We start from the raw sequence: 13,171 nt of genomic DNA, 5'->3' as shown, positions 1-13,171 counted from the left end.
TCTTTCTATGTGGCATAGATAATGCATAGAAAGTTGCAAGGTAAGCAATATTGACTGGAGCAACACTGATGAAAAAAGTCGTCACGGTTTGCCCCTATTGTGCCTCGGGTTGCAAAATCAATCTCGTGGTCGATAACGGCAAAGTCGTCAAGGCGGAAGCAGCTCAAGGTAAAACCAACCAGGGCGATCTTTGCCTGAAGGGTTACTACGGCTGGGATTTTATTAACGATACTAAAATCCTCACTCCGCGCCTCAAATCACCAATGATTCGTCGCCAGAAGGGCGGCAAACTCGAAAACGTTTCCTGGGATGAAGCACTGAACTACGTCAGTACTCGTCTGAGTGAAATTAAAGCCAAACATGGCTCCGATGCCATCATGACCACCGGTTCTTCCCGTGGTACAGGCAACGAAACTAACTATGTAATGCAGAAATTTGCGCGCGCCGTTATTGGTACCAATAACGTCGATTGCTGCGCACGCGTCTGACACGGCCCATCGGTTGCAGGTCTGCACCAATCGGTCGGTAACGGCGCAATGAGTAACTCAATCGTCGAGATTGAAGATACCGATTTAGTGTTTGTGTTCGGGTATAACCCGGCAGATTCACACCCTATCGTTGCTAACCGCGTGATTCGCGCGAAGCAAAAAGGGGCGCAAATCATTGTGGTCGATCCGCGTAAAATTGAAACCGCGCGCATCGCTGACATGCATTTGCAGTTAAAAAATGGTTCTAACATCGCCCTGCTTAACGCAATCGGGCATGTGATTATCGAAGAAAATCTGTATGACCAGTCCTTCGTGGCTTCGCGTACTGAAGGTTTCGACGAGTATCGCAAAATTGTTGCGGGCTACACGCCTGAGTCCGTTGAAGAAATTACCGGCGTGACCGCGGCGGAAATTCGCGGCGCAGCGCGTATGTATGCGAACGCAAAAACGGCCACCATTCTGTGGGGCATGGGTGTCACCCAGTTCTATCAGGGCGTGGAAACTGTGCGCTCGCTGACCAGCCTTGCGCTGATGACCGGTAACCTGGGTAAAGCGAATGTTGGCGTGAACCCGGTTCGCGGCCAGAACAACGTTCAGGGTGCTTGCGATATGGGCGCACTGCCGGATACCTATCCTGGCTACCAGTACGTGAAAGACGAAGTCAGCCGCGAGAAGTTCGCCAAAGCCTGGGGCGTGCCATCGCTACCGGCTCACACGGGCTATCGCATCAGTGAGATACCTCACCGTGTGGCACATGGCGAAGTTCGCGCAGCTTACATTATGGGTGAAGATCCGCTGCAAACGGATGCCGAGCTTTCGGCAGTTCGTCAGGCGTTTGCCGATATGGAACTGGTCATTGTGCAGGACATCTTCATGACCAAAACCGCGGCGGCGGCCGATGTAATTTTGCCGTCTACCTCGTGGGGCGAACATGAAGGCGTTTATACCGCCGCTGACCGTGGTTTCCAGCGCTTCTTTAAAGCTGTGGAGCCGAAGTGGGACCTGAAAACGGACTGGCAGATTATCAGTGAAATTGCCACCCGTATGGGCTACCAGATGCACTACAACAACACCCAGGAAATTTGGGATGAGTTGCGTGGTCTGTGCCCTGATTTCTACGGTGCCACCTACGAGAAAATGGGTGAACTGGGTTATATCCAGTGGCCTTGCCGCGATGTAGCTGAAAGCGACCAGGGAACCTCGTTCCTGTATGACGGTAAGTTTGACCGCGAAAACGGTCTGGGCGAGTTCTTCACTTGCGACTGGGCACCGCCAATCGACAAAGTCACCGAAGAGTACCCAATGGTACTTTCCACAGTGCGTGAAGTGGGCCACTACTCTTGCCGTTCAATGACCGGTAACTGTGCAGCCCTGGCAGCCCTTGCGGATGAACCAGGTTATGCGCAAATCCACATCGACGATGCCGCTCGTTTAGGTATTGAAGATGAAGCGCTGATTTGGGTTAATTCTCGCAAAGGTCGCGTCATCACCCGTGCGAATGTAAGCGAACGCCCTAATAAAGGTGCCGTTTATATGACGTATCAGTGGTGGATTGGTGCCTGTAACGAGCTGGTGACTGAAAACCTCAGCCCGATTACTAAAACGCCGGAGTACAAGTACTGTGCTGTGCGCGTCGAGCCGATTGCCGATCAGAAAGCTGCTGAACAGTATGTGATTGACGAGTACAACAAGCTAAAAGCCAGTTTGCGCGAAAGCGCGGCGGGTTAAAAATGTAGGGTGGATAAGCCGCAGGCGTCATCCACCATTTTCGCAAGTTGTGGCGGTTGACGCTGCGCTTAACCGCCCTACAAAACACGCTAAAGCTGCCCATTCGGCAGCTTTTTTTTTGCCTTTTTCCCCTCTCTGTGCGGGATGTATTGATTAGATTTTCAACAATTTAATTAATGCGTGATCTGTCGCCCAAATAGTAAACAAAGCTCCCCAAGCCCCTACAATTAACGTTTGCTTGACATATTATTAACATCCTACAAGGAGAAAAAAAGCCATGAGCCAAATACATAAACACGCCATTCCCGCCAATATCGCGGACAATTGCCTGATAACACCGGAGCAGTACCAATCCATGTACCAACACTCGGTGCATGACCCCGACGCTTTTTGGGGCGAGCAAGGGAAGATCCTTGATTGGATCAAACCTTATAAAAAGGTGAAAAACACCTCTTTCGCACCTGGAAACGTGTCAATCAAATGGTATGAAGACGGCACGCTGAATCTGGCCGCCAACTGCCTGGATCGTCATCTTAAAGATCGTGGTGATCAGACCGCGATCATCTGGGAAGGCGACGACGCAACCCAGAGCAAAACTATTACCTATCGTGAACTGCATCGTGAAGTGTGCCGTTTTGCCAATACCCTGGTAGAACTCGGCATCAAGAAAGGCGATGTGGTGGCGATTTATATGCCGATGGTGCCGGAAGCCGCCGTTGCGATGCTGGCTTGCGCGCGTATTGGCGCGGTACATTCGGTGATTTTTGGTGGCTTCTCACCAGAAGCGGTCGCTGGGCGCATTATCGATTCCAGCTCTAAGCTGGTGATCACCGCCGACGAAGGCGTTCGTGCAGGACGCTCGATTCCCCTGAAGAAAAACGTTGATGAAGCGCTGAAAAACCCTGGCGTTAAAACTATTGAACACGTGATTGTGCTTAAACGTACTGGCGGGAATATTGAGTGGAAAGAAGGCCGCGACTTGTGGTGGAGCGAATTGGTTGAGAAAGCCAGCACTCACCACCAGCCCGTCGAAGTGAACGCCGAAGATCCGCTGTTTATCCTTTACACCTCCGGTTCAACAGGCAAGCCAAAAGGCGTGCTGCACACCACCGGCGGTTACCTGGTTTATGCCGCAACCACCTTTAAATATGTCTTTGATTACCATCAGGGCGACGTTTACTGGTGTACCGCCGACGTGGGTTGGGTCACCGGCCACAGTTATTTGCTGTACGGCCCACTGGCATGTGGTGCGATCACGCTGATGTTTGAAGGCGTGCCAAACTGGCCTGCACCAAACCGCATGGCGCAAGTCGTTGATAAGCATAAAGTGAATATTCTTTATACCGCGCCAACTGCGATTCGCGCCTTAATGGCCGAAGGTGACAAAGCGATTGAAAATACCGATCGTTCGTCGCTGCGCATTTTGGGTTCCGTGGGCGAGCCTATCAACCCGGAAGCGTGGGAATGGTACTGGAAGAAAATTGGTAACGAGAAATGCCCGGTAGTCGACACCTGGTGGCAGACCGAAACCGGCGGTTTCATGATTACGCCACTGCCTGGTGCCACCGAGCTGAAAGCCGGTTCCGCGACTCGTCCATTCTTTGGCGTGCAACCGGCGCTGGTAGATAACGAAGGCAACCCGCAACAAGGTGCAACCGAAGGTAACCTGGTGATCACCGATTCATGGCCAGGCCAGGCGCGCACGCTGTTTGGCGACCACGAACGTTTCGAGCAGACCTATTTCTCGACCTTCAAAAACATGTATTTCAGCGGTGACGGCGCACGTCGCGACGAAGACGGTTACTACTGGATAACCGGACGTGTGGACGATGTGCTCAACGTTTCCGGTCACCGTCTGGGTACCGCAGAAATCGAGTCCGCGCTGGTGTCGCATCCAAAAGTGGCCGAAGCGGCAGTGGTCGGCATTCCACATAGCATTAAAGGCCAGGCGATTTATGCCTATGTGACGCTAAATCACGGCGAAGAGCCAACGCCTGAGTTGTATACCGAAGTGCGAAACTGGGTGCGTAAAGAGATTGGCCCACTTGCCACACCGGATATTTTGCACTGGACAGATTCACTACCGAAAACCCGCTCTGGCAAGATTATGCGTCGTATTTTGCGCAAAATCGCCGCCGGCGATACCAGCAACTTTGGTGATACTTCAACGCTTGCCGATCCGGGCGTTGTTGAGAAGTTACTGGAAGAAAAACAAGCTATTACCATGCCTTAACTGCTCTTCCCCTCTCCTTTTTGGAGAGGGCCGGGGTGAGGGAGTTTCCATGGTGAAATGCCCTCATCCCAACCTTCTCCCCCTGGAGAAGGAGCCAAAACAAAACAATAAAAAACCCAACCCCTACTCTGGAGAGATCTGTGATGAGTGATCAACTTTATCAACGGATAGAAGACAGTGCGCATTTCAGGGAGTTAGTCGCTAAACGGCAACGGTTTGCCACCATTTTGTCCATCATCATGCTGGTGATTTATATCAGCTTTATCCTGCTCATTGCCTTCGCGCCTGGCTGGCTGGGCACACCTTTGCACGCAGGCACCACCGTCACCCGCGGCATTCCGATTGGGGTTGGCGTGATTCTGATTTCATTCTTCCTCACGGGCGTTTATGTCTGGCGGGCGAACGGTGAATTTGACCGTCTGAATAACGCTGTGCTGCGCGAGGTGAAGGTATCATGAAACGTCTTCTCGGCCTTGCTGCCGCACCGCTGTTAAGCCTGCCAGCCTCTGCGTTTGCCGCTGATGCTATTACGGGGGCTGTGCAACGCCAGCCTACCAACTGGCAGGCAATTATCATGTTCGTGATTTTCGTCGCCTTTACGTTGGGTATTACTTATTGGGCGTCAAAACGCACCCGCACGCGTAGCGATTATTACACCGCTGGCGGCAATATTACTGGCTTCCAGAATGGCCTGGCGATTGCGGGTGACTATATGTCTGCCGCTTCGTTCCTCGGTATTTCGGCGCTGGTATTTACCTCCGGCTACGACGGCCTGATTTACTCATTGGGCTTTTTGGTCGGCTGGCCAATTATCCTGTTCCTGATTGCTGAACGCCTGCGTAACCTCGGTAAATATACCTTTGCTGACGTGGCTTCCTATCGCCTGAAACAGGGGCCAATCCGTATTCTGTCGGCCTGCGGTTCTCTGGTGGTCGTCGCGTTATACCTGATTGCCCAAATGGTCGGCGCGGGTAAACTTATCCAGTTGCTGTTTGGCCTGAACTACCATGTTGCGGTGGTGCTGGTTGGCGTGTTGATGGTGATGTACGTGTTGTTCGGCGGCATGCTGGCAACCACCTGGGTGCAAATCATCAAAGCGGTGTTGTTGCTGTTCGGCGCAAGTTTCATGGCCTTTATGGTGATGAAACACGTGGGCTTCAGCTTCAACAATCTGTTTGCCGAAGCCATTGCCGTGCACCCGAAAGGTGTGGCGATTATGAGTCCTGGCGGGCTGGTGAAAGACCCAATATCAGCGTTGTCGCTGGGATTAGGTTTGATGTTTGGTACCGCCGGTTTGCCACACATTTTGATGCGTTTCTTCACCGTGAGCGATGCCCGCGAAGCGCGTAAAAGCGTGCTGTTTGCCACCGGCTTTATGGGTTATTTCTACATCCTGACCTTTATCATCGGCTTTGGCGCCATCATGTTGGTGGGGGCAAACCCTGCCTTTAAAGATGCGGCTGGCGCATTGATTGGTGGTAACAACATGGCTGCGGTTCACCTGGCTAACGCCGTCGGTGGCAGCTTGTTCTTAGGCTTTATCTCGGCGGTTGCCTTCGCCACCATTCTTGCAGTGGTAGCAGGTTTAACGCTGGCAGGCGCGTCTGCGGTTTCGCATGACCTTTACGCTAACGTATTCCGTAAAGGTGCGTCTGAACGTGATGAGCTGAGAGTGTCGAAAATCACCGTTCTGGTGTTGGGCGTGGTGGCAATCTTGTTGGGGATTTTGTTCGAGAAACAAAACATCGCCTTCATGGTCGGACTTGCATTCTCGATTGCCGCGAGCTGTAACTTCCCCATTATTCTGCTGTCGATGTACTGGTCAAAACTGACCACGCGTGGCGCGATGATTGGCGGCTGGCTCGGCCTGATTACGGCGGTGCTGTTGATGATCCTCGGCCCAACCGTTTGGGTGCAGGTTTTGGGTCACGCAACGGCCATCTTCCCGTACGAATACCCGGCACTGTTCTCGATTCTGGTGGCGTTTGTGGGTATCTGGGTGTTCTCAGCCACTGATAACAGCCCGGAAGGCAATCTCGAACGTGAGAAATTCCGTGCTCAGTTCATCCGTTCCCAGACCGGGATTGGTATTGAACAAGGCCGTGCGCACTAATTAGCATTATCCTTTCCCGGCTCGTTTGAGCCGGGCTATGTTTATGGCATCGACACACTTTCGGAATATGTCGATGAAATCATATTTTTTAAACATATTGCCGTGATATGTTTATCGTATCGACATATCGCCGTGACATGTCGATAAAATAGGATTTTTTAAACATATGAATTGGACAGCGGATAAGCCTTACAATCAACTTCCTCTCTTGCCACCAGATATTGAAAATATCGAAACTCGGAATGTGCTTAAGGCCTGCATCAATGCCAGGGCAGCACTAGCTGAACTGAAAACCGCTGGAGAATTACTTCCTGATCAAGGATTGCTGATCAACCTGCTACCTATGCTGGAAGCAAAAGACTCCTCGCGCATTGAAAACATCGTGACGACCAGCGATCAACTTTTCCAGTTTGTTAACCGCGCTGAACACGCCGACCCGGCGACCAAAGAAGCGTTGCGCTACCGCACTGCGCTTTATGAAGGCGTTAACCACCTGATAACCCATCCGCTATGTGCCAATACAGCAGTAGAAATTTGTACGACGTTACGAGCGATTGATACCGATATACGCAAAACGCCTGGCACTGTGCTGCGTGACCAGCATATGAATATTGTCTATACCCCACCAGAAGGCGAGGCTGCAATACGCGATCTGCTGAGCAACTGGGAAAACTTCATTCACGCGCAGGATGAGCTAGACCCACTGGTTAAAATGGCTATTTTGCATTACCAGTTTGAATGCATTCACCCATTCCCGGACGGAAACGGGCGTACAGGCCGTATAGTGAATATCCTGTATTTAATCCAGAGCGGTTTATTATCATTGCCCATTCTCTACCTTTCTCGTTTCATTCTTGAGCGACGTAACGATTATTACTCCTTGCTGCGTAACGTAACTGCTGAGGGGAATTGGGAGCCATGGATTCTCTTTATTTTGGAGGCAGTCGAAAACACCGCTAACTGGACGACAAAGAAAATTGCCGTCGTTCGAGAGCTAATCGAAACAACAACAGCCTGGATTCGCGAAAAACTTCCAAAAATCTATTCATGGGAACTGGTACAAGTGTTATTTGCACAACCGTACTGCCGAATTGAAAACCTGGTCGATGGCGGAATAGCAAAACGCCAAACGGCATCTGTCTATCTCAAACAACTAGTAGATATTGGCGTACTGGAAGAAGTCACGGCAGGGCGCGAGCGGTTGTATTTGAATACACGTTTGTTGCGAGAACTGAATGATTGAGTCTGCTCGATATCGGGGAATTAAGAATACTTCCCCATGTAAATAATCTCTTGCCGATCGACTTCGCATTTCCCCCCGCTCAATACAGCATTGCTCACAGTTTCCCGCCGCCTATACGTGATATGTGTCACAGAGAATTTCTCGATTTTGCGAGACAGATCGCGAGTTTTGCCATTGCTGGCTGACACTGCGTTTTGTCCATAGGTTCCCGCACGACAACCCTTCCCCGCCTACTTATGATTATCCCAACAAGCTCACAGCGAATCCGCGTAACCGTTCGGCATTGAGCAGTAATGAAACATAGTGCGGGCTGCCTGAGGGCGGCGAATCCGCCCAGCGTTCAAGCGTATCGGCAAAACGCAGTAACGTTTCGCGATGCTGAACGGCGGTTTTCGCCACCAGAGCACTGCCGCCATAATGCTCACTGATTTGCATATCGCTGACCGCGAAGGCGACATGCGAAAAGAGTTGGCCGTACATATCGGCGTTGAGCCAGGCGGCATCGAGGCGCTCCAGCGTGTCGTTGTGGCAGGTGATGCGCAGTTCACGCAGTTGCTGTACGGCGGAGCTTGCAAGGAACTGGGCGCTCTGTTTTTCCAGTTCAATCAACTGGCGCTGTTCAGCACCGAGCGCCGGGTCATCGGTCGGGAAAAGTGGCTGAAACGCCTGCGCCCAGTTGGCGCTGCGAACATCGGTATGCAGCAGTTGTTGCGCCTGAGCATAACTTTCCGGGATTTGGCTTTGGTAGTGCATACGCCGCCCAAGCAGATTCGGCGTTTTGCATAGCCAGTCGTAGCTTGAGGTGTACAAATCGCTGAAACGCTGGCGATCACGCTTGCTGCGGAAAGCGAGTTTTTGATGCTCAATCCAGCTGTCGATAACCGAAGAAGGTGCGGTGTTATTCGCGGCACTCAGGCCGAAAAGATTGATGCCATTGGCGGAATCCATCGTCAGTCCGTCAGACAGCCACTGCCATGAAACGCGCGCGGTAATGGTTTCGATATTGTGGTCGGCGAGGCTGGTCGCCCAGCTCAGGCGTCCCTGGATTTCATCGGCCAGATAACACGGCAGAACAGTCCAGCCGTAGCCAATGCCCCAGAGATCGTATTCGATCCATTTTTTACGCCCGCTGAGCGCAACAATATTCGGATGGTTAGCAAAACCTGGATGGTAATCCAGTTCCGTGGCTTTAATCGAGGCGCGAACATCATCCGGCAGGCCAGATAACACGCGGGAAAGTTGCTGGCGTGGCCAACTGGTATCAATGAAATCGCGCAGGATGAGCTTTTTGCCCTGAGCGCGTAACAGACTCCAGACGTGATGCAGGCTTTGTTGCCAGCCGTCGGTCTGAAATTGTGGGGTGGTCAGGCTTAATATCACGCCGCTGAGATGCGGTAATAACGGCAATAAGCGGGTCAGGCTCGACGAATAAAACTGTTGCCAGAAATCGGGCGTGCTGCGCTCATCAAATGCAAACTCCGGGAATTTACGTCTGATGATGTCATCGGTCGGCGCGGCTTCGCCTTGCAGCCAGAAGCTGAGATTAAATTCCTGCAAATAAGCACTGACCTTTTTTAAATATTGCAGGGCGTTATTTTGCTGATGAATCAGATTTTCAACGTCGAAGCGGTGACTGAGGGGTGACGGTGTCGCCAGCAGCGAAAGCAGCTCCTGCTGATGAAGAATAATGCCGGTAAAACCATGAACTTTGGCGGCGTTGACACAGGAAACCAACCACGGCCAGTGCCAAATAAACGGGCTGTTTAACTCCATTAATTGATGCGGAACCAGTTTCATAAGCATTACCGGAAATAAAACCAGGCAGGAATTGTAGGGTGGATAAGCGCGAGCGTCATCTACCACTTATTTAAATTGAGGACATTATGAAAAAATATGCGTTGGTAGGAACGGGCGGTCGCGCCGGGTTGTATATCGAAGCGATCGGCGGTAAATGGAAAGACAATGCGCAACTGGTGGCATTTTGCGATACCAATCAGACGCGTATGAATTACGCTAATAAGCTTCTGACCAACACCGGTGCGGCACCCGCGTCGACCTGGAAAGCCGCAGATTTCGAAACCATGATCCGCGAGACACGCCCGGATATCGTCATTGTCACCACCATGGACCGTACGCATGATGATTACATCGTGCGCGCGCTGCACGCCGGTTGTGATGTGATTACCGAAAAACCGATGACCATTGATGAACAGCGTGCCCTGCGTATTCTGGATGCTATTGAGCAAACCGGCCGCGAAGTGCGCGTCGCTTTCAATTATCGTTATGCGCCGCACCACAGCAAAATCCGTGAGTTACTGATGGAAGAAACCATTGGCGAGGTGTTTTCAGTACATTTCGAATGGTTGCTCAACACGGAGCATGGCGCAGATTACTTCCGTCGCTGGCACCGTGAAAAACGTAACAGCGGCGGCCTGCTGGTGCATAAATCGACCCATCACTTTGACCTGATGAACTTCTGGCTGGGCAGTTATCCGGAACGGGTGTATGCGGAAGGCGGTTTGCGTTTTTATGGCAAAGAGAATGCCGAAAAGCGTGGTGTTTCGCAGTTTTATCCACGCGCAAATGGTTTTGCTGCCGCGAAAGATGACCCGTTTGCACTGCACATGGAAGAAAATGCGCAGCTCAAAGCGCTGTATCTGGATGCGGAGCACGAAGATAACTACTTCCGCGATCAGAGCGTATTCAGCGAGGGTATTAACATCGAAGATACGCTGTCAGTGATGGTGAAATACCAAAACCAGGTGCAGATGACTTATTCGCTGAATGCGTATTTGCCGTGGGAAGGGTTGAATGTGGTGTTCAACGGCAGCCGTGGGCGGCTGGAAATGAAACTGGTTGAGATGTCTTACGTCAACGCCGGTGGCGAGCGTGAAAATGAAGGCAGCCTGGAAAGCTGTGATATCACCGTGTTCCCGATGTTTGCCGCACCTTATAAAGCCGATTTCACTGTTGGTGCGGGTGGCCACGGCGGTGGCGATAACGCGATGCTGGCGGATTTGTTTGGCGAACCGGGCCATGATCCACTGCAACGCGCCGCCGATCACCATGACGGAGCGATGTCGATTTTGACCGGGATTGCCGGGAATATTTCGATGCAGCAGCAACGACCAGTGGCGTTTAAAGAGTTTGAGTTGGTTTCACGGTTGAAACGCTAGTTTTTAACTTTTCTGCGGGGATGAGGGCGATGTATCAGATTGAAACAACCCTCACCCCAGCCCTCTCCCTGGGGGAGAGGGGGTCGCCACGCTATCTTCTTCGCCCGCTAAACACTTTGGGAATAGTATGGATATTCGTATGCCGAAATGGCCCCTTTTTGCACTCCGTTAAACACCACGTAATCCAGTTCAACATGACATTTTTTAAAGCGGTTTATTGCCGTAACCAACTCTTTCACAGTGTTAATTTTATAGCGCAGAACAAGCAGTGACAGGCCAATATGTTGAGCCGCTATAGCCGCATCAGTGATGGACAATATCGGCGGTGTATCGACGATCACGTAGTCATATTCACGCTGCGCCCATTGCATTAACTGCGCAAAGTTATCGTGCATTAAAAGCTCGGAGGACAACACCGCTCCCGCTCCACGGGAGATAAAATCGAGGCCTGATTGAGTCGAAGGCTGGACCGCATCTTTAAACTCAATGTTATTCTGTAAAATCTCGCTCAGACCATATTGTTCTTTAAGTCCAAGCATTTCATGCAGATAGCCAAGCCGCATATCAGCATCAATGAGTAAAATGCGTTTCCCGGTATCCGCCATTACAGCGGCCAGGTTACCGCATATAAATGTTTTTCCAGCACCCGGTGTCGCACCAGAAATCAGGAAGCTATTTTTATCAGCCTGTTTAAGTGCGATAAAAATAGCCGTTCGCAAACTGCGCATTGCCTCAATAGCCAGGTCATCAGGATGTTCCCGGGCCAGCCAAAAATCTTTGCGTATAGGTTTGGTTTTAATTTTTCGGAAGGTTTGGCTTTGTGGCCGTTTACTCCACGGAACTGAGGCCAGAACCTCCACGCCATAATTTTCAATAGATTGAGTGTCTTCCAGAAGACGGCGGAATAGGGATGCAATTAAGCAATATCCGCTGGAAAAAATGAACCCGAGAAAAGCGCCTAATACCGCACTCACTCCTTTTAATTTACCGACCGGCTTCGGGTCGCTAATAGCTTCATCAACTATCCTGATGTTCGCAACAGTACTGGCTTTTGCAATGCCGAACTCATGCTGCTTTGCCAGCAACTGCATATAAATTTCCTGCCCGGCTTCTACATCACGCTTAATGCTCAATATTTCCTGCTGTTTTTTTGGCATTGTCGAAATTGCCTGAGAGAGGGCGACTTTCTCTTCATTAATCAGCGCTTCCTTTTCCAGTAAGGCACGATAAATTGGGTGGCTTTTGGTGTACCGTTTCGAGAGCTCAGCCTTCGCCAGTTGTAATTCATTTTGCTGTGATTGGATGGTAACCGATGATTCCAGAACCGCTTTCGCTTCCAGAGGGAGATCAATAGATCCATTTTCTTGCTTAAAAACATTGAGTTGCTTGTCAGCCCGGTTAAGACTTTCCTGTGCGACGGGGAGTAATTTGTTCACGAAATCAAGGCTCTTGGATGCCTCCTCAGCCCGTTGCGTCATATTGTCTTCTCTGAAATTCAGGCTGATATTGTTGAGGATTTGCGTAATCTTTTGTTTATTGTCTCCAGTAAGTGAGACATGGATCAGCCCGCTCGTTTTATTCAATTCTTCAGCTGTCAGGCGTTTGAGTAAATCCTGTATCACCGTAAATTTTGAGTAGATGGTGAGAGTAAATTTAGTTCCTGCTGGCGCAGTGATGTTTGCCACATTAATGATAAAACCACTTTGATTTAGGGTTTTATTAACCTTTCCTAAAAAAACACCGTTCTCTCCCAGATAAAGCTGGTAGCTGTCGGGGGAAAGCACTGTCAGCTCCCAATCCATATCTTCACTTTCCGGCGGGACGCTGAACGTTGGGACAATAATGGTGGGAGATTTTTTACTGGAAAATGCAGCCAGGAAATCGCCAATATAAGGGAGACGTTTCTCACGAACGACAAGCTGTAAACCCATTTCCTCAATTGTCATACTGAGAACCCGTCGGGATTTGAGGATACCCATTTCTGTTGCCGAAGAAGGTTCGTCATTGCCCAGTGGGCTCATCAATTTACTGATAAGGTTATTGTTAGGGTTTTTATCTAATTGAATTAATACGCTGGCAATATAGGTTGGCTGTTTCGTCGCCGTATATAAAAAAGTCAGCACAGCAAAAAGCACCGTAGTAATAATTATTTTATACTTATGAGAGAAAAGCATTAGTACAATCTGAATG

The 13,171-nt window shown here is 50.5% G+C and carries 8 protein-coding genes; 6 read left to right on the top strand and 2 right to left on the bottom strand.

The window, feature by feature from the left end; all coding sequences use genetic code 11:
- The first annotated feature begins 68 nt into the window (after positions 1 to 68).
- The 5 genes from fdhF (at position 69) to fic (ending at position 7,805) form a co-directional block, all read left to right on the top strand.
- Positions 69 to 2,216: a formate dehydrogenase subunit alpha gene (gene fdhF, locus MES37_RS09040; protein WP_083963226.1), complete on the top strand. Its 2,148-nt coding sequence runs from the start codon at positions 69 to 71 to the stop codon at positions 2,214 to 2,216.
- Positions 2,217 to 2,493: 277 nt separating this feature from the next.
- The gene (gene acs, locus MES37_RS09035) at positions 2,494 to 4,449 is read left to right on the top strand and encodes an acetate--CoA ligase (protein WP_064541149.1); all 1,956 of its coding nucleotides are present in this window, start codon (positions 2,494 to 2,496) and stop codon (positions 4,447 to 4,449) included.
- A gap of 143 nt (positions 4,450 to 4,592) precedes the next feature.
- A complete protein-coding gene (locus tag MES37_RS09030; protein WP_064515424.1) occupies positions 4,593 to 4,907 on the top strand; it encodes a DUF485 domain-containing protein in 315 nt (104 codons plus the stop codon).
- Positions 4,904 to 6,562, top strand: a complete 1,659-nt coding sequence (gene actP / locus MES37_RS09025; protein WP_064541152.1) for a cation/acetate symporter ActP — start codon at positions 4,904 to 4,906, stop codon at positions 6,560 to 6,562. The genes MES37_RS09030 and actP overlap by 4 nt, the downstream gene beginning before the upstream one ends.
- 166 nt (positions 6,563 to 6,728) lie before the next feature.
- Positions 6,729 to 7,805, top strand: coding sequence for a protein adenylyltransferase Fic (gene fic / locus MES37_RS09020; protein ID WP_121814522.1), 1,077 nt, complete (start codon positions 6,729 to 6,731; stop codon positions 7,803 to 7,805).
- A 240-nt stretch (positions 7,806 to 8,045) separates the two neighbouring features.
- On the opposite strand, the gene MES37_RS09015 is transcribed toward fic, so the two are convergent.
- Complete coding sequence (locus tag MES37_RS09015; RefSeq protein WP_237931147.1) at positions 8,046 to 9,602, bottom strand: hypothetical protein; 1,557 nt, start codon at positions 9,600 to 9,602, stop codon at positions 8,046 to 8,048.
- A gap of 86 nt (positions 9,603 to 9,688) precedes the next feature.
- Here MES37_RS09015 and MES37_RS09010 point away from each other — a divergent pair, with 86 nt between their 5' ends.
- Positions 9,689 to 10,981: a Gfo/Idh/MocA family protein gene (locus MES37_RS09010; RefSeq protein ID WP_064541160.1), complete on the top strand. Its 1,293-nt coding sequence runs from the start codon at positions 9,689 to 9,691 to the stop codon at positions 10,979 to 10,981.
- A 107-nt stretch (positions 10,982 to 11,088) separates the two neighbouring features.
- Here the strand turns inward: MES37_RS09010 and MES37_RS09005 are convergent.
- The coding region (locus MES37_RS09005) for a polysaccharide biosynthesis tyrosine autokinase (protein ID WP_237931146.1) at positions 11,089 to 13,171 on the bottom strand (2,083 nt) is incomplete at its 5' end.

Source organism: Buttiauxella sp. S19-1, from assembly GCF_022134725.1.
GTDB lineage: Bacteria > Pseudomonadota > Gammaproteobacteria > Enterobacterales > Enterobacteriaceae > Buttiauxella > Buttiauxella ferragutiae.
This window is presented reverse-complemented; position numbering and strand designations above follow the sequence as displayed.

Coding starts and splice junctions, on each gene's coding strand:
- acs (WP_064541149.1), top strand. CDS start 2,494: ATGAGCCAAATACATAAACACGCCATTCCCGCCAATATCGCGGACAAT.
- MES37_RS09030 (WP_064515424.1), top strand. CDS start 4,593: ATGAGTGATCAACTTTATCAACGGATAGAAGACAGTGCGCATTTCAGG.
- actP (WP_064541152.1), top strand. CDS start 4,904: ATGAAACGTCTTCTCGGCCTTGCTGCCGCACCGCTGTTAAGCCTGCCA.
- fic (WP_121814522.1), top strand. CDS start 6,729: ATGAATTGGACAGCGGATAAGCCTTACAATCAACTTCCTCTCTTGCCA.
- MES37_RS09015 (WP_237931147.1), bottom strand. CDS start 9,602: ATGAAACTGGTTCCGCATCAATTAATGGAGTTAAACAGCCCGTTTATT.
- MES37_RS09010 (WP_064541160.1), top strand. CDS start 9,689: ATGAAAAAATATGCGTTGGTAGGAACGGGCGGTCGCGCCGGGTTGTAT.